This window comes from Thermohalobaculum sp. (assembly GCF_058622915.1).
Genome location: NZ_JBZSYN010000190.1, coordinates 1 through 22,519, shown reverse-complemented (window position 1 = coordinate 22,519; position 22,519 = coordinate 1). Strand labels below are relative to the sequence as shown.

The 22,519-nt window shown below is 70.7% G+C and carries 20 protein-coding genes and 1 riboswitch; of the genes, 11 read left to right on the top strand and 9 right to left on the bottom strand.

Annotation, left to right across the window (positions count from 1 at the left end; all coding sequences use genetic code 11):
- The first annotated feature begins 53 nt into the window (after positions 1-53).
- The 5 genes from AC32QD_RS14940 to AC32QD_RS14920 are packed head-to-tail and all read left to right on the top strand — an operon-like array spanning position 54 to position 6,575.
- On the top strand, positions 54-1,841 hold the full coding sequence (locus AC32QD_RS14940; protein ID WP_492011304.1) for a dipeptide ABC transporter ATP-binding protein: 1,788 nt from the start codon (positions 54-56) through the stop codon (positions 1,839-1,841).
- Positions 1,838-3,766 carry an ABC transporter substrate-binding protein gene (locus AC32QD_RS14935; RefSeq protein ID WP_492011303.1) on the top strand — a complete coding sequence of 643 codons (1,929 nt, stop codon included), beginning with the start codon at positions 1,838-1,840 and terminating at the stop codon, positions 3,764-3,766. Before AC32QD_RS14940 ends, AC32QD_RS14935 begins: the two co-directional genes overlap by 4 nt.
- Positions 3,763-4,791: an ABC transporter permease gene (locus tag AC32QD_RS14930; RefSeq protein ID WP_492011302.1), complete on the top strand. Its 1,029-nt coding sequence runs from the start codon at positions 3,763-3,765 to the stop codon at positions 4,789-4,791. The genes AC32QD_RS14935 and AC32QD_RS14930 overlap by 4 nt, the downstream gene beginning before the upstream one ends.
- A gap of 15 nt (positions 4,792-4,806) precedes the next feature.
- Positions 4,807-5,955 carry an ABC transporter permease gene (locus AC32QD_RS14925; protein ID WP_492011301.1) on the top strand — a complete coding sequence of 383 codons (1,149 nt, stop codon included), beginning with the start codon at positions 4,807-4,809 and terminating at the stop codon, positions 5,953-5,955.
- An 11-nt stretch (positions 5,956-5,966) separates the two neighbouring features.
- The gene (locus tag AC32QD_RS14920; RefSeq protein ID WP_492011300.1) at positions 5,967-6,575 is read left to right on the top strand and encodes an HD domain-containing protein; all 609 of its coding nucleotides are present in this window, start codon (positions 5,967-5,969) and stop codon (positions 6,573-6,575) included.
- A 19-nt stretch (positions 6,576-6,594) separates the two neighbouring features.
- Here AC32QD_RS14920 and AC32QD_RS14915 read toward each other — a convergent pair whose 3' ends face one another.
- The 7 genes from AC32QD_RS14915 to AC32QD_RS14885 form a co-directional block, all read right to left on the bottom strand.
- The gene (locus tag AC32QD_RS14915) at positions 6,595-7,530 is read right to left on the bottom strand and encodes an acetamidase/formamidase family protein (RefSeq protein ID WP_492011299.1); all 936 of its coding nucleotides are present in this window, start codon (positions 7,528-7,530) and stop codon (positions 6,595-6,597) included.
- An 81-nt stretch (positions 7,531-7,611) separates the two neighbouring features.
- Complete coding sequence (locus AC32QD_RS14910; RefSeq protein ID WP_492011298.1) at positions 7,612-8,310, bottom strand: class I SAM-dependent methyltransferase; 699 nt, start codon at positions 8,308-8,310, stop codon at positions 7,612-7,614.
- A gap of 10 nt (positions 8,311-8,320) precedes the next feature.
- Positions 8,321-9,439 carry a glycosyltransferase family protein gene (locus tag AC32QD_RS14905; RefSeq protein ID WP_492011297.1) on the bottom strand — a complete coding sequence of 373 codons (1,119 nt, stop codon included), beginning with the start codon at positions 9,437-9,439 and terminating at the stop codon, positions 8,321-8,323.
- Positions 9,436-10,032: a histidine phosphatase family protein gene (locus AC32QD_RS14900; protein WP_492011296.1), complete on the bottom strand. Its 597-nt coding sequence runs from the start codon at positions 10,030-10,032 to the stop codon at positions 9,436-9,438. The genes AC32QD_RS14905 and AC32QD_RS14900 overlap by 4 nt, the downstream gene beginning before the upstream one ends.
- Positions 10,029-11,111 (bottom strand): glycosyltransferase family 4 protein, encoded by a 1,083-nt coding sequence (locus tag AC32QD_RS14895; RefSeq protein ID WP_492011295.1) that lies wholly within the window; start codon positions 11,109-11,111, stop codon positions 10,029-10,031. Before AC32QD_RS14895 ends, AC32QD_RS14900 begins: the two co-directional genes overlap by 4 nt.
- Entirely contained in the window at positions 11,108-12,328 is a 1,221-nt protein-coding gene (locus tag AC32QD_RS14890; RefSeq protein WP_492011294.1) for a glycosyltransferase family 4 protein, read from the bottom strand. The genes AC32QD_RS14895 and AC32QD_RS14890 overlap by 4 nt, the downstream gene beginning before the upstream one ends.
- A gap of 2 nt (positions 12,329-12,330) precedes the next feature.
- Complete coding sequence (locus AC32QD_RS14885; RefSeq protein ID WP_492011293.1) at positions 12,331-13,554, bottom strand: glycosyltransferase family protein; 1,224 nt, start codon at positions 13,552-13,554, stop codon at positions 12,331-12,333.
- 208 nt (positions 13,555-13,762) lie between these two features.
- Here AC32QD_RS14885 and AC32QD_RS14880 point away from each other — a divergent pair, with 208 nt between their 5' ends.
- The 4 genes from AC32QD_RS14880 to AC32QD_RS14865 all read left to right on the top strand — a co-directional run bounded on the left by AC32QD_RS14880 (position 13,763) and on the right by AC32QD_RS14865 (position 18,551).
- On the top strand, positions 13,763-14,680 hold the full coding sequence (locus AC32QD_RS14880) for a sulfite exporter TauE/SafE family protein (RefSeq protein ID WP_492011292.1): 918 nt from the start codon (positions 13,763-13,765) through the stop codon (positions 14,678-14,680).
- A gap of 211 nt (positions 14,681-14,891) precedes the next feature.
- Positions 14,892-15,710: a TIGR02186 family protein gene (locus AC32QD_RS14875; RefSeq protein ID WP_492011291.1), complete on the top strand. Its 819-nt coding sequence runs from the start codon at positions 14,892-14,894 to the stop codon at positions 15,708-15,710.
- 102 nt (positions 15,711-15,812) lie between these two features.
- Entirely contained in the window at positions 15,813-17,003 is a 1,191-nt protein-coding gene (locus tag AC32QD_RS14870) for a cyclic nucleotide-gated ion channel (RefSeq protein WP_492011290.1), read from the top strand.
- A 126-nt stretch (positions 17,004-17,129) separates the two neighbouring features.
- Positions 17,130-18,551: a B12-binding domain-containing radical SAM protein gene (locus AC32QD_RS14865; protein ID WP_492011289.1), complete on the top strand. Its 1,422-nt coding sequence runs from the start codon at positions 17,130-17,132 to the stop codon at positions 18,549-18,551.
- Between the two features lie 329 nt (positions 18,552-18,880).
- On the opposite strand, the gene AC32QD_RS14860 is transcribed toward AC32QD_RS14865, so the two are convergent.
- On the bottom strand, positions 18,881-19,579 hold the full coding sequence (locus AC32QD_RS14860; RefSeq protein WP_492011288.1) for a glutathione S-transferase N-terminal domain-containing protein: 699 nt from the start codon (positions 19,577-19,579) through the stop codon (positions 18,881-18,883).
- A gap of 83 nt (positions 19,580-19,662) precedes the next feature.
- Positions 19,663-20,568 carry a sulfotransferase domain-containing protein gene (locus AC32QD_RS14855; protein ID WP_492011287.1) on the bottom strand — a complete coding sequence of 302 codons (906 nt, stop codon included), beginning with the start codon at positions 20,566-20,568 and terminating at the stop codon, positions 19,663-19,665.
- 145 nt (positions 20,569-20,713) lie between these two features.
- Positions 20,714-20,793, top strand: a riboswitch (SAM riboswitch).
- Positions 20,794-20,845: 52 nt separating this feature from the next.
- On the opposite strand from AC32QD_RS14855, the gene metZ reads away from it, so the two are divergent.
- Together metZ and folE are read left to right on the top strand one after the other, a co-directional pair.
- Positions 20,846-22,039, top strand: coding sequence for an O-succinylhomoserine sulfhydrylase (gene metZ / locus AC32QD_RS14850; protein WP_492011286.1), 1,194 nt, complete (start codon positions 20,846-20,848; stop codon positions 22,037-22,039).
- 138 nt (positions 22,040-22,177) lie between these two features.
- A partial coding sequence (gene folE / locus AC32QD_RS14845) for a GTP cyclohydrolase I (RefSeq protein ID WP_492011285.1) occupies positions 22,178-22,519 on the top strand: 342 nt, incomplete at its 3' end.

Here is a 22,519-nt window from a genome sequence, read left to right as displayed (position 1 = left end):
TTGCACCTGTTGGCGGCCTAAACCATTGTGTGCGTAAGAGTCCGGGGAGAGTCATGAATCAGGGGCCGCTGCTGTCGGTCGAGGATCTCTCGATCAGCTTTGCCTTGCCGGGAATGGACCGGCCCGTGGTCGACGGACTCAGCTTCAGCATCGGCGGGGGCGAGACAGTCGCCCTGGTGGGGGAGTCCGGCTCGGGCAAGACCCTGACGGGCAAGGCGCTGATGGGCCTTTTGCCGAAAGCCGCGTCGTGCCGGGGGCGTGCCCTGTTTCGGCACGAGGGCAAGGTCACCGACCTGTTCGACCAGAGCCGCAGCCACCACCGCAAACTGCGCGGCCGCACGCTGTCGATGATCTTCCAGGAACCGATGAGCGCCCTGTCGCCGCTGCATCGCGTCGGCGACCAGGTCGCCGAGGTGCTGCGCGTTCACCATATCGACGGCAAGGTCCGCGCCCGCGTGCTCGAGGTCTTCGGCGAGGTCGGCTTTCCCGATCCCGAGCGTGCCTGGCGCTCCTATCCGTTCGAGCTCTCGGGCGGCCTGCGCCAGCGTGCCGTCATCGCCATGGCCATGGTCGCCAGTCCGGCGCTGGTGATCGCCGACGAGCCGACCACGGCGCTCGACGTCACCACGCAGGCGCAGGTGCTCGATCTGTTGCGCCGCCTGCAGCGCAGCCACGGCATGTCGGTGCTCATGATCACGCACGATCTGGGCGTGGTCGCCAACATGGCCGACCGGGTCGCCGTGCTGAAGCGCGGCCGTCTGGTCGAATCTGGCAGCGCCCGCGACGTGCTGAACACGCCGGGTCACCCCTACACCCGGCGGCTGATGGCCGCCGCTCCCAAGGTGCCGCACGACCGGCCCGTGCGCGCCGCGCCGTCGCGCGACCCGATCATGCGGGTCGAGGGACTGTCCAAGACCTATCCCGGCCGGCCGCGTCTGATCGGGCCGCCGAACCCGCCGGTCAGGGCGCTTGCGGACTTCGATATGGAGATCGAGCGGGGCCGCACGCTCGCGCTGGTCGGCGAATCCGGCTCGGGCAAGACCACCGTGGCCCAGGTCATCCTGCGCGCCGAGCGCGCCGACCCGGGCGGCACCATCGAGTTCCGCGGCCAAGACGGCCTGCGCGAGGACGTGACGCAACTCTCGGGCGCGGCGCTCAAGGCCTTCCGCCGGCGCGCCCAGATCGTGTTTCAGGACCCCTACGGCGCGCTCAGCCCGCGCATGTCGGTGCAGGACATCCTGACCGAGCCGCTGAGGATCCACCACATCGGCACGCCGGCCGAGCGGCGCGAGCGGGCGGCGCAGCTGCTCGAATGGGTCGGCCTGTCGCGCGCGCATCTCGGCCGCTTCCCCTACGCCTTCTCCGGCGGCCAGCGCCAGCGCATTGCGATCGCCCGGGCGCTGGCGCTCGCTCCGGAGCTGATGGTGCTCGACGAACCGACCTCGGCACTCGACGTCTCGGTGCAGGCCGAGGTGCTCGACCTCCTGCGCGAGCTGCGCGCCGAGCTCGGCCTGAGCTACCTGTTCATCAGCCACGACCTCGCCGTGGTCGGGCAGTTCGCCGACCGGGTCATGGTCATGCGCCGCGGCTCGGTGGTCGAGGAGGGGCCGGCGGCGGCCGTGCTGAACGACCCGCGCCATCCCTACACCCAGGCGCTGATCGCGGCCCATCCCGAGCCGGTGCTCGACCGCCGTCTCGACCTCGCCGTGGTCGCGCGCGGCGCCGGCGACCCGCAAAGCTGGCCCGAGCCGTTCCGCTATGCGGGCGATCACATGCCCCGGCTGGTCGAGGTCTCGCCAGGCCACCGGGTGCGCCAGAACGGGCTGAGGCAGGCGGCATGAGACGCCGCACCGTCCTCCTGCTGCCGCTCGCGCTTGCCGTGCCATGGCCTGCCAAGGCGCTCGAGCCGATCGAGACGCCGTCGCTGCGTGCGCGCGTCGCCTCGGGCGCGTTGCCGCCGGTGGCCCAGCGCCTGCCGGCGCAGCCTCTGGTCGTCGACCTCGCCGCCAACGGGCGCGTGCCGGGCGTGCATGGTGGCAACATGCGCATGTTCATGACCCGGGCCAAGGACGTGCGCTACATGGCGGTCTACGGCTATGCGCGCCTGATCGGCTACAACCAGCACTACAAGCTCGTCGCCGATCTGCTGCACGACTACACGATCAGTGACGACGGGCGCACCATCACCTTCCATCTCCGCCGCGGCCACAAGTGGTCCGATGGCCACCCCTTCACCACCGAGGATCTGCGCTTCTGGTGGGAGGACGTGGCGCTCAACAAGCATCTCTATCCCGCCGGTCCGCCGGTCGACATGCTCGGAGCCGGCGGCCGGCCGCAGGTCGAGGTCATCGACGTGGTGACCATCCGCTACACCTGGAAGCTGCCGAACCCGCTGTTCGTGCCGGCGCTGGCGCAGGCGCGCCCGCTCTACATCTACGCGCCCGCCCACTACCTCAAGCAGTTCCACGCCAAATACGCCAATCCCGCCGAGCTGGCCAAGAAGGTCGAGGCGGCGAATGCGCGCAACTGGGGCCAGCTCTACCACCGCAAGGCCGACCTCTACGAATTCAACAACCCCGACCTGCCGGTGCTGCAGCCCTGGATGAACACCACGCCCAAGAACCGCCAGCGCTACGAGCTCGAGCGCAACCCGTTCTATCACCGGGTCGACATCAACGGCCGGCAGCTTCCCTATATCGACACGGCCGAGATCGAGGTCGCGGCGGCCGGCCTGATCCCCGCCAAGGTGATGCTCGGCGAGGCGACGCTGCAGGCCCGCTCGCTTTCCTTCTCCGACGCGCCGGTGCTGAAGAAGAACGAAAAGGAGGGCGGCTATGTCGTGCATCTGTGGGACTCCGGCTACGCCTCCCAGGTGGCGCTCTATCCGAACCTGAACTACGGCGACGCCGCCTGGCGCAAGCTGTTCCGCGACGTGCGCTTCCGCCACGCGCTCAGCCTCGCGGTCAGCCGGAAGGCGATCAACAAGGTGCTCTATTTCGGGCTGGCCAAGGAGCGAGCCTGTGCCGCGCTGGAGGAGAGCCCGTTCTTCAACGAGAAGAACGCCCATGCCTGGGCGCATTTCGATCTGGCCGAGGCGAACCGGCTGCTGGACGAGATCGGCCTGACCAAGCGCAACAGTGCCCGCTTCCGCCTGCTGCCCGATGGCCGCCCGATGGAGATCATCATCGAGACCGCGGGCGAGCGGCGTGAGGTCGGCGACTCCCTGCAGCTGATCGCAACGACCTGGGCGCGCATCGGCGTCCGCCTGCTGGTGCGCGCGCTCGACCGCGACATCCTGAGGAACCGCGCCTATGCGGGCAGGTCGATGATGGTCGCCTGGTGGGGCTGGAACAACGGCGTGCCCACTGCCGAGGCGCCGCCCTTCGAACTGGCCCCGGTCGATCAGGCGAACTACAGCTGGCCGCGCTGGGGCCAGTACTACCAGACCAAGGGCGCGGCCGGCGTGCCGGTCGACTACCCGCCCGCGAAGCGCCTGCTCGATCTCTACGACAAGTGGATGGTCGCCGGCAAAGACGCCGACAAGGCCGCGATCTGGCGCGAGATGCTGGACATCCATGCGAAGGAGATATTCGTGATCGGCACCGTCAGTCGCGCCCCCGTTCCCGTGGTCGCCGACGTGCGGCTCAGAAACGTCCCCGACAAGGCGCTCTATGCCTGGGACCCCGGTGCGCATTTCGGCATCCACCGCATCGACGAGTTCTTCTTCAAGGGCGGCAGGGGCGGCGCAATGGGGGCCGGGCAATGATCACCTACCTGCTGCGCCGCTTCGCCACCATGGCCGTGACCATGGTCGTCATCTCGGCCCTGATCTTCCTGGTCATCAACCTGCCGCCCGGCAACTACCTGACCAACCGCATCAACGAGATGCGCTCGACCGGCGAGGCCGCCGGCATCGCCAAGGCGCAGGCGATGATCGACGAGTACTCGCTCGAAAAGCCGCTGTGGCAGCAATACCTGATCTGGATCGGCGTCATGCCCGGGCCCGGCGGGTTCTCCGGCCTGATCGAGGGCGACTTCGGCTGGTCCTTCGAGCTGCAGCAGCCGGTGGGCAAGGTGGTCGGCGAGACCGCCTGGCTGACCGCCATGGTGAACCTCTCGGCGCTGCTCTTCGTCTATCTCGTGGCACTGCCGCTGGGCACCATCGCCGCGGTGCGCTCGAACACCTGGGTCGACTATCTGTGCTCGTTCCTGGGCTATATCGGGCTGGCGACGCCGAACTTCCTTCTGGCGCTGATCCTGCTGTTCTACGGGGCGCGCTATTTCCACATTCCGATCGGCGGGCTGATGGGGCGCGAGTACGAGGGGGCGCCGATGAGCCTGGCAAAGCTCGGCTCGATCCTGATTCATCTGATTGTGCCGACCATCGTCATCGGCACCTCGGCGGCCGCCGCGGTGATGCGGCGACTGCGCGCCAACCTGATGGACGAGCTGAACAAGCCCTATGTCGAGACGGCGCGGGCGAAGGGCGTGCCGCCGGTGACCCGGATCGTGCGCTATCCGCTGCGCATGGCGCTCAACCCCTTCGTCGCCGACATCGGCAACCTCGCGCCGCACATCGTCTCGGGCTCGGTGATCATCTCGGTGGTGATGAGCCTGCCCACGCTGGGCCCGATCCTGCTGCAGGCGCTGAAGAGCCAGGACATCTTCATGTCCGGCTTCATCCTGCTGTTCGTCGGCATGCTCACCCTGGTCGGCATGCTGATCTCCGACATCCTGCTCGCGGTGCTCGACCCGCGCATCCGGCTCGGCGGTGGCCGGAGGGGATCGTGACATGAGGGCCCGGGCATGACCGAGCACTTCCTCGCCGCCGAGACTGAGGACCGCGAGGGCGAGCGCCAGCTGATCGAGCGCGCCGACTACGACGCGCCCACGCGGGTGCTGGTCTGGCGCCGGTTCAGGCGCCACAAGCTGGGCGTGTTCACCGGTGCCATGCTGCTGCTGGTCTACCTGACATTGCCCTTCGTCGAGATGATCGCGCCCTATCCGCCGAACCTGTTCGACGAGAACAACGTCTACGCGCCGCCGCAGGGGCTCTACCTCTTCGACAAGGGCAAGTATGTCGGCCTGCACACCTACCCCACGGCGACCGTCTACAACCCCAAGACCGGGCTGGTGCGGGGCGTGACCGACTGGAACAAGCCGCTGCCGGTGCCGCTCTTCTCCAGCTGCGGCGCACCCTACGATCTGCTCGGCCTGATCCCGATGCGGTTCAAGGTGATCTGCCCGCCGAAGGGGGGGCAGCTCTTCCTGCTCGGCTCGGACCGGCTGGGGCGCGACATCCTCAGCCGCATCCTGCACGGCGCCCGGCTGTCCATGACCATTGGCCTGATCGGCGTGACCGTCAGCTTTACCATCGGCATGATCCTGGGCGGGCTGGCCGGCTATTTCGGCGGCTGGGTCGACGCCATCGTGCAGCGCCTCATCGAGGTGTTCCGCTCGCTGCCCGAGCTGCCCATGTGGCTCGCGCTCTCGGCCGCGGTGCCGGTCGGCTGGGATTCGCTCACCGTGTTCGTGATGATCTCGGTGATCCTGGGGCTGTTGGACTGGCCGGGGCTTGCGCGCGCCGTGCGCTCGAAGTTCCTGGCGCTGCGCGAGGAGGACTACGTGCGCGCGGCCGAGCTGATGGGCGCCTCGCCCGGCCGCATCATCCGCGCGCACATGATGCCCAACTTCACCAGCCACCTGATCGCTTCGGCCACGCTCTCGATCCCGGCAATGATCCTGGGCGAGACGGCGCTGAGCTTTCTCGGCTTCGGCATCCGCCCGCCCTCGGTCTCGTGGGGGCTGATGCTGAACGACGCGCTCGAGGCGGGCCTCGGCGCGCTGGAGCTCTATCCCTGGATCCTGGCGCCGATGGTGCCGGTGATCCTGGTGGTGCTGGCCTTCTCCTTCCTGGGCGACGCGCTGCGCGACGCGCTCGATCCCTATTCCTGAGCCGAGGCCGCATGTCCGGCAAGACGGTCTCCTTTACCCAGATGAAGGACGGCACGCGCGAGGACTACGAGCTGCTCGCCGAACTCGACCGTCCGCACCTCGCCGGCACCGCCGACCGGCTGCTGCGCGAGCTGGCGCGCCAGGACGAGGAGACGCTGCCCGGCTATCAGGTCACCCGGCTGCAGCACGCGCTGCTGGCAGCCACCCGCGCCCGGCGCGACCGCGCCGACAGCGACTGGGTGGTCGCCGCGCTCCTGCACGACATCGGCGACGGGCTGGCGCCGCAGAACCACGACCGCTTCGCCGCCGAGATCCTCAGGCCCTTCGTGCGCGAGGAAGTCGCCTGGGTGGTCGCGCACCACGGCATCTTCCAGCTGTACTACTACGCCCACCATCACGGCTCGGACCGCGAGCTGCGCAGGCAATATGCCGGCAGCCCCTACTACCGCTCCTGCGTCGACTTCTGCGAGCGCTGGGACCAGGCGAGCTTCGATCCCGGCTACCCCGCGGACCCGCTCGAGAGCTTCCGCGACACGGTGCGCGGGGTCTTCGCCCGCAAGGCCTGGGCGCCGGAGGTGATACGAGAGGGCGAAGCGCTCGGCCTGCCGCCCGCTGCCTGAGGGCAGCCGCGGGCCGGGCCTAAAGCACCGCCTTGGCCAGCATCATGTGGCAGCCCTTCTCGCGGTCGACGACCTGAGTCACGCGCAGGTCGCCCATCAGCGAGCACAGCATGTAGGCGTCCTCGCGGCTCAGGTTGGTGCGCCGGCAGACATGGTCGATCATCTCGCGCACAGCCTCGGCCGCCGCGTCGTCGAGGTCCTCGTCGAGCCCGATCGAGATCAGGTGCGTCGCGCTCTCGGCGAACGGGCGCTCGTAGCCCAGGTCCTTCCTGACCGTCAGCCGGAAGGTGCCGGCCAGCGCGGTCTCCAGCGCGCAGACGCAGACCTCGCCGTCGCCCTGCACGGCATGGCCGTCGCCAGCCGAGAACAGCGCGCCCTCGTTGAACACGGGCAGATAGAGCGTGGTGCCCGCCACCAGCTCCTTGTTGTCCATGTTGCCGCCGAAGGCGCGCGGCTCGACCGTGGAGCAGCGGCCCCAGCGCGCCGGCGGCGCCACGGCGATGGTGCCGAAGAAGGGGCTGAGCGGGATCTCGGTGCCCCAGGGCAGCTCGGCGGTGGCGCGGGCGGGGTCGATCCGGGGCTGGATCACGGTCAGCCGGTCGAACTCGTCGGGCAGCGCGCCCATCAGCGGGCGGATGTTGACGTGGCCCCAGCGATAGGCCAGGCGGATGTCCAGGATGTCGACCTGCAGCACGTCGCCGGGCCGGGCGCCGTCGACCGCCACCGGTCCCGTGACCACGTGCGGGCCGGGGCCGCGCTCGACCGTCTCGATCACCTTGCGGTGCACGGGGTCGATCAGCGCCGGGTCGTCGGGAAAGTTGTTCGGGTCCCCGGCGGGCCAGGAGGTGAGGCTCACGGTGTCGCCCGAGGCGACCGTGAGCACCGGCGGCACGCGGGCGTCGAAATAGCCCCAGACGACGTTGCCGGGCTGGGGCGCGATCTCGTGGTGAGCCATCTCTGTCCTCCGTCCTTTCAGTGCCGTCCTGGTCATGCCGTCCTGGTCGTGCCGCCCAGTGTGGCCCGGCACGTGGCCCGGTCAACCTTCGCGGCCGGTGCCCTTGCGTGCCTCGGCGAAGAAGCCGCTGGCCTGCACGGTGTTGCGCCAGGGGCTGGCGCGCCGGTCCAGCACCCGGTTGACGCGGCCGCCGAAGCGGCGCTCGATCCCGGACTTCCAGAACTTCAGGTGGTTCACGATCGCCGAGTACTTGCCGCGGATCGGGTAGAGCGTGACCTCCTCGAAGTCGCGCAGGAGATAGGCCAGCCCGTCGCGGCTGAGGCGCTGGTAGTCCTGGAACATCAGGTTCGGCGGCGCGTGGTAGCGCCACATCCACGGCACGTAGAGAAACAGCCTGCCCCCCGGCCTCAGCGCCCGGCGGAAATTCTCCACCGCCGCCGGCGGGTCGTAGACATGCTCGAGGATCGCCAGCGCGATCACCGCGTCGTAGCGGCCGGCCATCCACTCGGGGAAGGGCGAGCAGACATCGCCGAGGATGTCGGGGTAGGCGCCGAAGTCGTTGAGGTCCAGCGTCTCCACGCGCCCGGGCAGCGCCGCGCCCAGCTCGCGCATGCCCGCACCCACATCCAGCGTCATCGCGGCGCCGCGGGTGGCGGCGAGGACGTGCTCGCGCGTGCGGTCGTCGTGCAGGTAGCGCAGGTCGACCCCGATGCGCCGGGTGATCTGCTGGAGCCGCGCGTTCAGCCCCTCGACGTCGTGGATGCGGGTTTTCTCGCTCATCGGATCCTGTTCATCGGGGCGCCAGCTCCAGGATGATCTCCGCCGCGCGCCGGGCGCCGCCCAGGTCGATGCCGAGCGGCGGCCGGCGCGGGCCGGTCGCGGCGCGCTCGGCGGCCTCGGCAAGCTCGGCAGGCGTCAGCCCGGCCATGCGCAGCACGCGAAAGCCCGGGCGGTCCGCGAGGCGCCCGGCGCGGATCACCTGCTCGCGCTCCCCGTAGCGGTCGAAGGGCACGAGCACGGCGGGCGTGTCGCAGGCGGCCAGCTCGGTCACGGTGTTGTAGCCGGCCAGGCTGAGCGACACGGCGGCCCCGGCCATCAGCCGGCGATAGTCGGGCCGGGCGGGCTCGACGGCGAGGTTCGCGCGCGCGAAGCGGGCGGCGAGATCGTGCGCCAGGTCCGCGCCGACGGTCAGCAGGTGCCAGGGCCGCGGCGAGAGCGCCGCGGCCTCGGCGGCCAACGTGACCAGGCCGTCGCCGGCCGGCCCGCCGCCGCCCGCGACCACAACCGTCTCGCTTCGCCGCCCCGCCGCCGGGGCGTCTGCCGCCACGTAGCCAGTATAGCGCGTGCGTGAGGCAAGGTCTGGCGGCAGCGGCCAGGCGGCCGAGAGCGGCAGGAAGTCCGGATCGCCATGGACCAGGAGCGCAGCGAAGTCGCGGCGCAGGCGCTCGGCGGCCTGCTCGAGGCGCTCGGGCCGGCTGGGCGGCTCGGGCACGTCGCGCACCGAGGCGAGGATCGCCGCGCCCGGCCGCGCGGCACGCGCCGCGGCGATGGCTGCCTCGAACTCGGCCCTGAGGCTGCGCCGGCCCAGCGGAAAGGTCTCGGTGACCAGGGCGTCCGCCCGGAAGCCGGCAAGCGCGCGCTCGATGGCGGCGCGGCGCTCGGCCATCCAGGCGGCGTCGGCGGACGCGCCCTCGGGCGTCCTGAGGGTCGAGAAGTCGAAGTCGCGCACCGCCACGGGCGGGAGTTGCACGAGTCTGAGTCCCGCGGTGTCGAGATGCGCCATCGGCCGCCCGCCCGAGATCACCAGCGCCTCCGCCCCCGCGGCGCCCACGGCGCGCGCCAGCGCCAGCGTGCGCACCAGGTGCCCCGATCCGCTCAGGTGGCAGCACAGGAAGGCGACGCGGGTCATGGCTGCTCCACCAGCGGGACGTCTTGCTCCGGCGCGCTGGGCGTGCCGTCGGCGCGCAGCGTCAGCGGATAGAGCCGCGCCCGGCGGATGCGGAAGGGCTCGGGCGCGTCGTAGTTCCAGTCCCAGGCGCGGGCGAGGATGGTGCGCATCGAGGCGCGGTGGCCGACCAGCACCGCCGGGCGGCCCTCGGCCGCGATCTCGGCCAGCGCCGGCTGGATGCGCTGCCAGACCTGCCAGGGGCTCTCGCCGCCGGGCGGGCGGCGGTGCCAGCCCCAGTCCTCGACGTGCACATAGCCCGAGGCGGCATCGGCGATCAGGGCCTCGACCAGCACGCCCTCCCATGCGCCCCAGCTCATCTCGGCCAGGCGGGCGTCGGTCTCGAAGGGGCGGCCGCGGGCGAGCAGGCGGGCGGTCTCCGCGGCGCGCGTCAGCGGCGAGGCGATCAGCCGCGCCGCATCCCATGGCGGCGGCAGAACGAGCGCGGCGAGGCTTTCGCGGGCCGCTTCGGTCAGCGGGATGTCGACCTGGCCCTGCAGGCGCCGCTCGGCGTTCCAGCTGGTGGGGAAATGGCGCATCAGCGCGATGCGGATCATGCGATCAGCCCGCCCAGATGGGTCTTCAGCAGCGCCGCCGCGGCGTCGAGGCCGTGGTGCGCCAGCGCATGCGCGCGGGCGGCGCGGGCCAGGGCGGCGCGGTCGGCGGCGGCGGCGCGGATCGCTGCGGCGAAGCTGTCGGGGTCGTCCGGCGCGGCCAGGCGACCGCCGCCAACGAGCGCCCGCGCGGCCGGGCCGTCCTCGGCCACCACCGGGCAGGCGGCGGCCTGGGCCTCGAGCCAGGTCATGCCGACGCCCTCGTTGACCCCGGGCCACACGAGCAGGTCGGCAGCCTCGTAATGGCGCCGCAACTCTTCCATGTCTTCTATAAGACCTATAAGAATTAACCGTGTCTCGAAAGGGCTCAGTAACCGTAATACCGCGTCCCGCGCCGGCCCGGCGCCGACCAAGCTCAACTGCCACTCGCCGCCCAGCCGGGCCAGCCCGGCGGCCAGCCGGCGGAAGCTCTCGAGCTTGTCGCCGGGCCGCATCATGGCGACCGTGAGCAGCCGCAGCGGGTCGTGCGCGGGCCGGGGCGCGGGGGCGGGGCCGAGGTCGAGGAACGGGGGCAGGTGGACCATCTTCGGCCCATGCCCGGCCGCCTCCAGCGCCGGGCGGTCGCGCGGCGTGGTCCAGAACAGCCGGTCGGCGCGGGCGATGGCGGCCTCGGCGCGGGCGGCGAAGCCGGCCCAGGGGCCCTCGCGGCGCCGCGCCGCGAGCGAGGCCTCCGAGATCGCGTAGGGGACGCGCAGCGCCTGAGCCACGGTTGGGCCGATCAGGTCCGGCGCCTTCCAGTAGCAGTGATAGGTGAACCACAGCGCCGGCGGCGCGGGCGCGAGCCGCGCGACCAGCCGCGCCGCCTCGGCCTCGGCCGCCGCGGCGATCCGGGCCTGGGCCGCCGGGTCGCCGGCCATGTCGAGCGTGCGCAGGTTGGAGGCCAGCTCGGGCGCGAAGCCGGCCCGCGTCAGCGCCGCGAGCGTCAGCCGGGCGATGCGCCGGTCGCCCGAGGGCACCGGGTGATCGGGCGGCTTCATCGGGGCGTAGAAGGCGATGCCCCGCGACGCACGCGATCCGCTCATGCGCCTTCCAGCGCGGCGCGCAGCCGCGTGTCCACGGTGCGGATGCCCGCCTCCATGCCGAACTCGGCGCGCAGGCGGCGGTAGGCGGCTTCGGCCATCGCGGCGCGGCGCGCCGGGTCGGCGGCGAGTGCCACGATGGCCCCGGCCAGCGCGCGCGGCCGGCCGGGCTGGACCAGCACCCCGTGCACGCCGTCCTCGATGAACTCGGGGATCGCCGAGAGGCTGGTCGACAGGATCGGCAGCTTCTGGCTCGCCGCCTCCATCAGCACGTTGGGCAGCCCGTCGCGGTCGCCGTCCTCGGCGATCTTGGAGGGCAGCACGAACAGGTCCGCCGAACGCATCGCGGCCAGCACGTCGGCCTGCGCCCGCTTGCCGCGCCACGCGATGCGCTCGTTGAGCCCGAGCCGGCGGGCGCGGGTCTCGAGCCCGCGCTTGAGCTCGCCGCCGCCGATGTGGACGAAGCGCCAGTCGAGCCCGGCGGGCAACAGGCTCAGCGCCTCCAGGAGATCGCCATAGCCCTTCTTCGGCACCAGCCGCCCGACCGAGAGCAGGGTAAAGGTGTTGCCCTTGGGGCGGATGTCGGGGGGCGGCGGGAAGCGGCCCAGATCCAGCCCGTGATAGACCAGGCTGATCTTGGCCCCGCCGGCATCCAGCGCGGCGAGGTGCTCGGCGCCCGAGGCGGTGCAGGTGACGCCGAAATCGCAATCGGCGATCTTCTCGCGCTTCTCCCAGTCGGGGATGGTCCAGATGTCCTTGGCATGGGCCGAGAAGCCCCAGCCCAGCCCGCGCATCACCGCGGCGTAGCGCGCCACCGAGGCCGGCGTGTGCAGGAAATGCGCGTAGAGGAAGCGGGTCTCGGCGGGCAGCTCGGCGGCCAGCACCGCCGCCTGGCCGAAGCGGCGCACGCGATTGGAGGTGGGATCGCGGGCGAGGTCGCGCGCCCAGGCCCGCGCCGCGCGCCAGAAGCGGCGGCGCCGGCCCAGCCGCACGAGCGCGCGCAGCACCCGCAGCGGTTCCTGGTAGAGGTATTCCGGCAGGTAGTGGCGCCTGGCCGTGATCTCCTCGTGGATCGGGTGGATGCGGTCGTCATAGGGCTGCCTGAGCGACCAGATCTCGAATTGATGGCCGCGCGCCTCGAGCGCGCGCAGCTCCTGGGCGATGAAGGTCTCGGAGAGCCGCGGATAGCCCTTCAGCACCACGGCGAAGGCGTCGGGCATGTTCAGCCTCCGGCGGCGGCACGCACCGGCGCTGCGCCGCCGACGCGGGCGACGATCGTCCCGAGCCCCGACAGCAGGCCGGGCAGGCGCACGTCCGAGGGCCGCGGCTGGTGCGCCAGGGCGCGGATCGCCGCGGCCATGACGCGCGCGCCCTCGCCGTCGCGCTCGGGGTTGAGCATGCGCGCCAGCCCCAGCGTCTCGGCCGCCGTGGCGCGGATGAGCTGCTCGCGGCGCGGCCGGGTGCGCGGCGCGATGATCGCCGGCTTGTCCATCGAGAGGATCTCGCAAAAGGTGTTGTAGCCTCCCATGGCGACCACGCCCTGCGCCTGCTCCAAAAGCCGCTCGAGACGGGGGTGGAAGCCCAGCGCCGTCACCCGGCCATCGAGTTCGGCGACGCGGGCGTCGAAGCGCTGCCGGTCGGTCGCCTTCATGAACGGGCCATAGACGATCAGCGCGTGTGGGGCGAGGCGGCGGTCGGTCTCGTAGGCCCTCAGCACCCAGTCGACCAGCTGCGTGCCGTCGCCGCCGCCGCCGGTGGTCACCAGGATATAGGGCTCGTCGGGCGTCTCCGAGGCCGGCTCGCCCGGCCAGTCCGAGGCGTCGCGGCGCAGATAGCCGGTATAGATGGCGCGCGCCTCCATGCGCGGCGACAGACCCAGCCCGGCCATCGGCCGGCACATCTGCGGCACGCCGTAGATCCATATCTCGTCGTAGAAGCGCTCGATCGCCTCGATCGCGCCCTTGCGCTCCCACTCGCGGGCCAGCGCGTCCTCGTCGTCGAGCACGTCGCGGATGCCCAGCACGATGCGGGCGCCGCGGCTGCGCGCCGCCTTGAGCGTCGGGGCCAGCTCGTGGCGGAAGCCCCAGGGCTCCTTGTCCACGATCAGCATCTCGGGCTCGAACTCGCGGTCGGCCGCGGCGATGATGGCGCCGCGCAGGCGCTCCATCTCCTCGATCGCCATGTGCAGGTTGGACGAGGTGTAGCTGCCGTCCGGCTGCTTGACGATGCCGGGCAGGCGCACGTGGTCGATGCGCTCGGGAAAGTCGAAGCGGCCCGCCACCGGCGAGCCGGTGACGATCAGCGCCGAGCAACTCGGGTCGGCCTCGGCCAGCGCCATCGCGATGGTGCGCGAGCGGCGCAGGTGGCCGAGCCCGTAGGTGTCGTGGCTGTAGAGCAGCGTCCGCCTGTCGCCGCGCTGCCGGGGTGCCGGCGTCGCACGTGTCATGTCGGCCCCTTTCCCCAAGGCTGTGCCGAACCTTGCCAAGATGTGCCCGATCTGGCGTCCGCCAGCAAGTGCGGATGCGCAGCGCCGGCGCGGCGCGGTGGAATGCCGCGCCCCCCGGGCGCCCGCTCGGGCCGCGCGCGGCACAAATGGGCTGGCCCCGGCAGCGGCGTGCCGCTAGGGTGGAGCGGTCCGCAAGGGGATTGGCCGCATGGGCATCTACCTTCCGATCGCCGAGGTTTCGGTCAATCTCTACCTGCTCTTGCTGATCGGCGGCGGAGTGGGCTTCATCTCGGGGCTGTTCGGGGTCGGTGGCGGCTTTCTGCTCACGCCGATGCTGATCCTGATCGGCGTGCCGCCCTCGGTGGCCGTGGCCACCGGCGCCAACCAGGTGGCCGGGGCCTCGTTCTCGGGCGTGCTGGTGCACTGGCGCCGGCGCACGGTGGACTTCAAGATGGGCATGGTGCTGCTGGTCGGCGGCCTGATCGGCTCGGCCGCGGGCGTGCACCTGTTCGCCATACTGCGCCGGATCGGCCAGGTCGAGCTGGTGGTCTCGATCTCGTATGTGATCCTGCTCGGCACCATCGGCGGATTGATGCTGGTCGAGGGCATGCGGGCGCTGTTTCGCACGCGCAAGGGCGTGGTGCGGCGGCGGCTGCACCACCACAACTGGGTGCACGGGCTGCCGTTCCGCATGCGCTTTCGCGCCTCGAACCTCTACATCTCGGCGATCCCGCCGCTGTTGATCGGCGCCTTCGTCGGCATCCTCTCGGCGGCCCTGGGCGTGGGCGGCGGGTTCATCATGATCCCGCTGATGATCTATGTGCTGGGCATGGCGACCAACGTGGTGGTCGGCACCTCGCTGTTCCAGATCATGTTCGTCACCGCGGCGACCACGCTGATGCACGCGATGGAGAACCACACGGTCGACGCCATCCTGGCCGTGGTGCTGCTGGTCGGCGGCGTCACCGGGGCGCAGATCGGCGCCATGATCGGCCCGCGGCTGAAGGCCGAGCAGATGCGCGTGGCGCTGGCGCTGATCGTGCTGGCCGTGGCGGTCGAGATCCTGCTCGGCCTGGTGCAGCGGCCCACCGACCTCTACACCATCTCCGTCGCGCGCAACTGGTGAGCCGGACGGACGGGCCGGGCTGGCACCATGACCCGCGGCCACGTGGCGCTGGAATCCACGCGAGGAAGCGGTTAAACGGGGGCGCGCGCCGCGACGGGTCTCACATGCATGTTCATCCGCACATCGCCGAACACTGCGCCGTCGTGCTGACGTTGCCGGCACCGGGCGGGGGCGGTGCGCCCACGGCTGCGTGCAGCGCCGGGCGGGGCTCATGACCCGGCGGCCGCGGCCGAGCTGGCGGCGCGCGCTGGTCTGGCCGGCGCTCATGGCGCTGATGCTGGCGCCGGGCGCGGGCGCGCGCAGCATGGGTGCGCCGGCCCCGGGCGAGAAGGTGCTCGCCGGGCTGAGCCAGAATGAGGTCGCCATCACCACCGCCTTCAGCGGCTCGGAGATCTTCATCTACGGTGCCGTCAAGCGCGAGGCGCCGCCGCCCTCGGACAAGCCGCTCAATGTCATCGTCACCGTGATCGGCCCCTCCCAGGAGGTCATCGTGCGCCGCAAGGAGCACGTCTTCGGCATCTGGGTGAACGGCGAGGGCGTGCGGGTGGATGCCGCGCCCAGCTTCTACGCGGTCGCCACCACCGGCCCGTTTCGCAAGATCATCAGCTGGACCGACGACATGCGCTACCATGTCGGGCTGGGCCAGCTGGTGCGCCTGATCGGCACGCCGCGCGACATCGAGTACCCGGAGGCGTACCGCCAGGCGGTGATCCGGCTGCGCCGGCAGAAGGGGCTTTACATCGAGCTGCCGGGCAAGGTGAAGCTGACCCAGCAGACGCTGTTCGAGACGCGCATCCTGCTGCCCGCGAACCTGGTCGAGGGCAACTACCGCGCCCGCATCTTCCTGTTGCGCGACCGCAACGTGATCGACGTCTTCAACGACTCGATCCAGGTGCGCAAAGAGGGGCTGGAGCGCTGGATCTACAACATGGCGCGCCAGCGCGCCGCGCTCTACGGGCTGGGCTCGATCGTGCTCGCCTTCGCGGCCGGCTGGACCGCCTCGACCATTTTCCGCGTGCTGCGGCGCTAGCGGCTGCGCGGCCGCCCGCCGCGCGCAAATGCCGTCGCCAGCCACCCCGCGGGGCGTGTATCATGCGCGCCTCGAAGGCCGTTTTGCCGGAGGCGGCGCCCCATGCCCGAGCCCATGCCCCGCGAGCCGTTCCGGCGCAGGCTGTTCGACCTGCTCGAGCGCAGCCGGCGGGGCGACGCGCTGAGGCGGGTCTTCGACATCGCCATGATCTCGCTGATCGTGAGCAACGTCGCCGCCTCGGTCGTCGGCACGGTGCCCGCGATCGAGGCCCGCCACGGCACGGCTCTGGCGCGCTTCGACGCCGCCTGCGTGCTGGTCTTCATCGTGGAATACGCCGCGCGGCTGTGGACCGCGCCCGAGCACCCGGCGCTGGGTCACATGCCGGCCTGGCGGGCCCGGCTGGTGCATGCCGTGAGCCCGATGATGCTGCTCGACCTGCTGGTCATCACGCCCTTCTTCCTCGCGCCCTTCCTGGGCGCCGACTTCGCCGCGGTGCGCGTGCTCAAGATCATCCGCTTCTACCGGCTGGCACGCTATTCGCCGGTGCTGGCCACCATCGTCGGCGTGATCACCGCCGAGTGGCGCGCGCTCGCGGGCTGCGCGGTGCTGTTCGTGGGGCTGATCCTGATGGCCGGCGTCGCCATGTTCGCCGCCGAGCGCAGCGTGCAGCCCGACCGGCTGGGCGACGTGCCGAGCGCCATGTGGTGGGCCGTGGTCACGCTGTCCACCGTGGGCTATGGCGACGTCGTGCCGGTGACCCTGGCGGGCAAGCTGATCGCCGGGTTCACCATCATCTTCGGCATCGCGTTCTTCGCCCTGCCCGTGGGCATCGTCGCCACCAGCTTTCAAAAGCAGATCCGCCGGCGCGACTTCGTGGTCAACTTCGCCATGGTGGCGCGCGTGCCGCTGTTCGCCCGCCTCGACGTCGCCTCGGTGGCCGGGCTGGTCGGGCTGCTGACGGCGCGCCGGCTGTCGGCGGGGGAGGTCATCATCAGCAAGGGCGAGCAGGCGGACTCCATGTACTTCATCGCCTCGGGCGAGGTGTCGGTGGAGACGCCCTCGGGGCCGATCCGGCTGTCGGAGGGCGACTTCTTCGGCGAGATGGCGCTGATCTCGGACGACGCGCGCCGCACCGCCACCGTGGTCGCGGCGCGCAACTGCGAGCTCCTGGAGCTCGGCGCGCGCGAGTTCCGCCACCTGGCGCGGGTCAATGCCGGCATCGGCGAGGCGGTGCGCGAGGTGGCGCGCCAGCGCGTCGGGCCCCAGCCCCAGCCCGGCGCCAGCCCCGGCTGAGCGCGCGCCCGGCGCCGCGCGCCCCCGGCGCCGGCGCCCGCTCGGGCTGGTTCCGTGACAGTGAGAACCGAATCGCCTACGGTCCGTTGCTACTCCCGGGGGGGACGGCACAGCGGAGGCAGAAACATGCGCCACGGAGTCATCCACCTCGTCAACCCCCGAACCGACTCGCTGACGACCCGACCGCTTTACCTCAACCGCGCGCTCTACTCGCCGCTGGCCGGGCTCCTGGCGGTGGCGGCGACCATCCCGCGCGATCGCTACGAGGTGGTGCTGACCGACGAGAACATCGGGGAGATCGACTTCGACCTGTCCTGCGACATGGTCGGCATCTCGGCGATGACCTCCTATGTGAACCGCGGCTACGAGATCGCCGACGAGTTCCGCCGCCGCGGCGTGCCCGTGGTGATGGGCGGCGTGCATCCCAGCTTCATGCCCGACGAGGCGCTGGCGCATGCCGACGCCGTGGTGATCGGCGAGGCCGAGCTGGTCATGCCCAGGATCCTCGACGACCTCGAGGACGGCGCGCTCAAGGGCAGCTACAAGGCGGACAAGCTGCACCCGATGGCCGGCGTGCCGATGCCGCGCTACGACCTGATCAAGCGCAACCGCTATGTCAACAAGACCTTCGTGCAGACCTCGCGCGGCTGCCACCAGGGCTGCACCTTCTGCGCCGAGCCGCTGATGAACGGCTTGAGGTTCCGCTATCGCCCGATCGACGAGATCATGCGCGAGGTGGACGAGTGCGGCTCGCGCATGATCTCGATCAACGATGCCGACTTCTTCGGCCAGCGCGAGCACCCGATCGAGGTGATGACCGCGCTCAAAGGCCGCAACATCCGCTGGCAGGCGGGCGTGACCTCGAAGCTCGCGCAGGACGACCACCTGCTCGAGCTCGCCGCCGAGAGCGGCTGCTCGATGCTGTCGATCGGGTTTGAGTCGATCTCGCGCGACACGCTGAAAAGCGTGCACAAGCACGTCAACCGGCCCGAGCAGTTCGCCGCCCTGGTGGAGAAGGTGCATTCCTACGGCATCATGGTATTCGGCCTGTTCATGTTCGGCTTCGACGGCGACAACACCGACGTCTTCCAGGACACCGCACAGTTCAACATCGACGCCAACTACGACGCCTGCGCCTATTCGGTGCTGACTCCCTATCCGGGCACGCTGACCTGGTACGAGATGAAGCGCGCCAACCGCATCCACTCGTTCGACTGGACCAAGTACGACCAGGCGAAGATCGTCTACCAGCCGGCGCAGATGACCACCGACGAGCTGCGCCAGGGCCACATCTCGGCCTACAAGACCTTCTATTCGCCGTCCTCGCTGCTGCGCCGCTTCCCTGTGAAGGGCGGGCGCAGCCGCATCGAGTGGGCAATCTACAACATGTTCATGAAGAAGGGCTCGGCCACGGACCCGATCGACACGGTGGCCGAGCCCACGCCCGCCCCCGATCTGGCGCCGGTGCCGCCGGTCATGCCGATCAAGCGCGAATGGCGCGAGGCGGTGCTGGCCGAGATCGGCGACCGGGCCCAGCACGCGCACTGAGCCCGCCGCCGCCTGGTTCTCCGCCTGGTTCCGAGCCCGGCGCGCGCATTCGCCCCGCGGAGTGTGACGATCCTCACATTCCGCGGGGCGCCGATTCGGATATGCATGAGTCGTCCCTCGGGGCGGCCGGTCTGGCCGAGAGGGCCCGGTCGACCGCCTCGTAAGACTGTCACGTGTGTTTCCCTTATGCCTCTCCTACTGGGGCGCCGAGCTTCTCTCCCTCGGCGCCCTTCCTTTGTCGGGGCCGGGCGGCGCGCGCCGCGCTGTCCCCGGGGGCTCAGGCATGGGGCTCAGGCATGGGGATCAGGCATGGGGCTCAGGCATGGGGCTCAGGCATGGCGGGCGCGCTGGCCGAACAGGACCTTGCGCGCCCCCTCGTCCTTGGTCAGGTCGAGCTTGCGCTCCTCGCCCAGCGCGTAGCCCGCCTTGACGGCCGGGCGCGCGCCCACCCGGTCGAGCCAGGCCTTCATGTTGGGGAACTCGGCGATGTCCTGCTGCTGGCGCTCCCAGGCTATTGCCCAGGGCCAGGCCGCGATGTCGGCGATCGAGTAGTCGCCGGCGACATAATCGCGGTCGGCGAGCCGGCCGTCGAGCACGCCGTAGATGCGGTTGACCTCGTCGACATAGCGCTTTTGCGCGTAGGGCACGGTCTCGGGCGCGTAGCGCAGGAAGTGGTTGGCCTGGCCCGCCATCGGCCCCAGATTGGCCATCTGCCAGAACAGCCACTGCTCGACCTCGATGCGCTCGCGCTCGGACGTGCCGTAGAAGCGGCCGGTCTTGCGGCCGAGATATTGCAGGATGGCGCCCGATTCGAAGATCGAGATCGGCTTGCCGTCCGGCCCCTCGGGGTCGACGATCGCCGGCATCCGGTTGTTCGGAGAGATCTTCAGGAACTCGGCCTTGAACTGGTCGCCCTTGCCCAGGTCGACCCATTTCACCTGGTAGGGCAGGCCGAACTCCTCGAGCGCGATGGAAATCTTGCGGCCGTTCGGCGTAGGCCAGAAATACAGGTCGATCGGTGCGGGCATGGGGGCTCCTTGCGGTTGCTCCGGGAGGTCGGGCTCACCGCTAATCTAAGCGCCGTGGGCGGATGGCAAGGGCAGGTGGGCGCTCAGGCATCCGCGCCGGTGGCCAGCCAGCGCGCGCAGGCGGGGCCGAGCTCGGCCTCGGCGCGCGTCTCGTAGGCGGTGATCTGCGCCGGGCTGAGCAGCTCGCGCCAGCGCCCGTTCACGCCCCTGTGGATGAAGGTCTCGGCACCCCCGTCCCAGATCGCGCCGCCCAGCGGCACGGAGGCCGTGGCGTGCGCCTTCATGTAGGCGAAGCCGCAATGCTCCAGGATCGCGGGCCAGTGCGCCTCGGCGACCGGGATGCCGAGGAAGGCGGCGATGCGGCGGATCTGCCCCGCCAGGTCGGCCTTGAGCGCAGAGAAATGCAGCATCAGCACGTTGGGCAGGTCGCGGATCGCCCACCACGAGCGCACGTTCTCCCAAAACGGCCAGAACGGGTGGCCGTCGCGCGCCAGCCAGTCCTCGAAATAGTCGACCACCGAGGCCGGCGGCGGCCCGATCGGCGGGCCGACCCGGCCCGGGGTCTCGTTGAGGAGCTCGTACCACAGCCGGTTGGCGTTGGCGTGGTGGTTGTAGAGCGACCAGACCACGTCGCGCCCGTCGCGGCCGATATAGAGGTATTTGGCGCGCGGCGAGAACACCAGCGCATCCACCGGCAGGTGGGTCTTGACGAAGCGCCGGTGCGTCTGCGCCGCGACCGCCGCGAGCTTTTGCTCCTTGGGCGGCACGCGCAGGTCGAGCCAGGGCGACATCTCGGCCACCGGCAGGTCCTCGGCGCCGGCGAACAGCAGCTGCGCCACGATCTGCTGCACCCAGGTGGTGCCGGACTTGGCATAGGTGGCGATGACGATGTCGTCGTCGCGGAAGGCGAACTCGTTCCAGATCGTCGAGTCGAAGTGGTGGTTGCGCAGCTCGCGGGTCTTGGCGGGACAGGCCTGACGCTGGTTCATACTCGAACTCCACGCGAATCGCCCCCGGCCACCAAGCAATCATACGCCAAAAAGGTATTTCCGCACATGCCGGTGTAGTATGTCGCCGTCCGGCCGCGCCGCCCGGTTGACCCGGCAATTGACGTGCCGGGTGAAAGCGCGTAAGCGCGAAGGGCGTGGCGATTTGTCGGACCGGCTTGCGGGCCACGTAAAACAAACCGCTAAAGAGGTCGCGGCCCCAGGGCCCGCACCATCCGGTCCAGGACATCGGAGGACCGGGACAACCCGGCAAACGCGCATGGACAAGACCAGCTACCGCCCCCGCACGCGCCTGGTGCACGAGGGCCACCGCCGCTCTGCCTTCGGCGAGACCTCGGAGGCGATCTTCCTCACCCAGGGCTTCGTCTACCCCGACGCCGAGGCCGCCGCGGCGCGCTTCAAGGGCGAGATCCCCGACGGCGAGGAGGGCTTCATCTACGCCCGCTACGGCAACCCGACCGTGGCCATGTTCGAGGACCGCATCGCCGCGCTCGAGGGTGCCGAGGCGGCGTTCGCCACCGCCTCGGGCATGGCCGCGGTGCACGCGGCGCTGATGTGCCAGCTCAAGGCGGGCGACCACATGGTGGCGGCACGCGCGCTGTTCGGCTCGTGCCTCTACATCGTCGAGACGCTGTGCCCGCGCTTTGGCATCGACTTCACGCTGGTCGACGGCACCGACCTCGAGCAGTGGCGCGCGGCGGTGCGGCCCGAGACCCGGCTGTGCTTCCTCGAGACGCCGTCGAACCCGACGCTGGAGGTGATCGACATCGCCGGCGTGGCCGGGATCGCGCACGGCGCGGGGGCGCGGCTGGTCGTCGACAATGTGTTCGCCACGCCGATGTTCCAGCGGCCGCTGGAGCTGGGCGCGGACATCGTCGTCTACTCGGCGACCAAGCACATCGACGGCCAGGGCCGCTGCCTGGGCGGCGTGGTGCTGGGCCGCGAGCGCTTCATCCGCGACGAGGTCGAGCCCTATGTCAAGCACACCGGCCCCGCGCTCAGCCCGTTCAACGCCTGGGTGCTGCTCAAGGGGCTGGAGACGCTGGCGCTCAGGTGCAACGCCCAGACCGACACGGCCGAGGCGCTGGCACGCTGGCTGGCGGGCTCGGACAAGCTCGCCCGCGTGCTCTATCCCGGGCTGCCCGGCCACCCCCAGCACAACCTGGCGCTGGCGCAGATGGAGCGGCCCGGCAGCCTGATCGCGCTCGAGGTCGCGGGCGAGCAGGCCGGCGCCTTCCGCTTCCTCAACGCGCTGCGCCTGGTCGGCATCTCCAACAACCTGGGCGATGCCAAGAGCCTGATCACCCATCCGACCACCACGACGCACCAGCGGCTGAAGGAGGAGCAGCGCCTGGCGCTCGGCATCACGCCCGGGCTGGTGCGGCTTTCGGTCGGGCTGGAGGACCCCGCCGACCTGCGCGCCGACCTGGAGTCGGCGCTGGCCGCGGTCTGAGTTCGCTCTAGCTCAGGGACTGTCGCCCGTGCGGGACCCGATCTTAACCTCGCTTTAACCATACGAGTCGTTAAGATCGGGGTAGGGAGCGACAGAGCCCCGGGCGCGCGGCGCCGGGCCGCGGGAGTGGAGAGAGCGATGAACAGGTTCGACCCGAAAGCCCTGCTCGAGATCGAGGCGGAGCCGATCGAGCGCCCGAGCGTGACCGAGGCCGAGGAGGCGGTGCGCACGCTGTTGCGCTGGGCCGGGGACGATCCCGACCGCGAGGGGCTCCTGGACACGCCCGGCCGCGTGGTGCGCGCCTACCGCCAGTGGTTCCGCGGCTACGAGGAGGATCCCGTGGCCCTGCTGCAGCGCACCTTCGAGGAGGTCGAGGGCTACGACGAGATGGTGGTGCTGCGCGACATCCGCTACGAGAGCTATTGCGAGCACCACCTCGCCCCGATCATCGGCAAGGCGCATGTGGGCTATCTGCCGACC

Excerpts from the sequence above, each read along its gene's own strand:
- AC32QD_RS14940 (WP_492011304.1), top strand. The coding sequence starts at position 54 with ATGAATCAGGGGCCGCTGCTGTCGGTCGAGGATCTCTCGATCAGCTTT.
- AC32QD_RS14935 (WP_492011303.1), top strand. The coding sequence starts at position 1,838 with ATGAGACGCCGCACCGTCCTCCTGCTGCCGCTCGCGCTTGCCGTGCCA.
- AC32QD_RS14930 (WP_492011302.1), top strand. The coding sequence starts at position 3,763 with ATGATCACCTACCTGCTGCGCCGCTTCGCCACCATGGCCGTGACCATG.
- AC32QD_RS14925 (WP_492011301.1), top strand. The coding sequence starts at position 4,807 with ATGACCGAGCACTTCCTCGCCGCCGAGACTGAGGACCGCGAGGGCGAG.
- AC32QD_RS14920 (WP_492011300.1), top strand. The coding sequence starts at position 5,967 with ATGTCCGGCAAGACGGTCTCCTTTACCCAGATGAAGGACGGCACGCGC.
- AC32QD_RS14915 (WP_492011299.1), bottom strand. The coding sequence starts at position 7,530 with ATGGCTCACCACGAGATCGCGCCCCAGCCCGGCAACGTCGTCTGGGGC.
- AC32QD_RS14910 (WP_492011298.1), bottom strand. The coding sequence starts at position 8,310 with ATGAGCGAGAAAACCCGCATCCACGACGTCGAGGGGCTGAACGCGCGG.
- AC32QD_RS14905 (WP_492011297.1), bottom strand. The coding sequence starts at position 9,439 with ATGACCCGCGTCGCCTTCCTGTGCTGCCACCTGAGCGGATCGGGGCAC.
- AC32QD_RS14900 (WP_492011296.1), bottom strand. The coding sequence starts at position 10,032 with ATGATCCGCATCGCGCTGATGCGCCATTTCCCCACCAGCTGGAACGCC.
- AC32QD_RS14895 (WP_492011295.1), bottom strand. The coding sequence starts at position 11,111 with ATGAGCGGATCGCGTGCGTCGCGGGGCATCGCCTTCTACGCCCCGATG.
- AC32QD_RS14890 (WP_492011294.1), bottom strand. The coding sequence starts at position 12,328 with ATGCCCGACGCCTTCGCCGTGGTGCTGAAGGGCTATCCGCGGCTCTCC.
- AC32QD_RS14885 (WP_492011293.1), bottom strand. The coding sequence starts at position 13,554 with ATGACACGTGCGACGCCGGCACCCCGGCAGCGCGGCGACAGGCGGACG.
- AC32QD_RS14880 (WP_492011292.1), top strand. The coding sequence starts at position 13,763 with ATGGGCATCTACCTTCCGATCGCCGAGGTTTCGGTCAATCTCTACCTG.
- AC32QD_RS14875 (WP_492011291.1), top strand. The coding sequence starts at position 14,892 with ATGACCCGGCGGCCGCGGCCGAGCTGGCGGCGCGCGCTGGTCTGGCCG.
- AC32QD_RS14870 (WP_492011290.1), top strand. The coding sequence starts at position 15,813 with ATGCCCGAGCCCATGCCCCGCGAGCCGTTCCGGCGCAGGCTGTTCGAC.
- AC32QD_RS14865 (WP_492011289.1), top strand. The coding sequence starts at position 17,130 with ATGCGCCACGGAGTCATCCACCTCGTCAACCCCCGAACCGACTCGCTG.
- AC32QD_RS14860 (WP_492011288.1), bottom strand. The coding sequence starts at position 19,579 with ATGCCCGCACCGATCGACCTGTATTTCTGGCCTACGCCGAACGGCCGC.
- AC32QD_RS14855 (WP_492011287.1), bottom strand. The coding sequence starts at position 20,568 with ATGAACCAGCGTCAGGCCTGTCCCGCCAAGACCCGCGAGCTGCGCAAC.
- metZ (WP_492011286.1), top strand. The coding sequence starts at position 20,846 with ATGGACAAGACCAGCTACCGCCCCCGCACGCGCCTGGTGCACGAGGGC.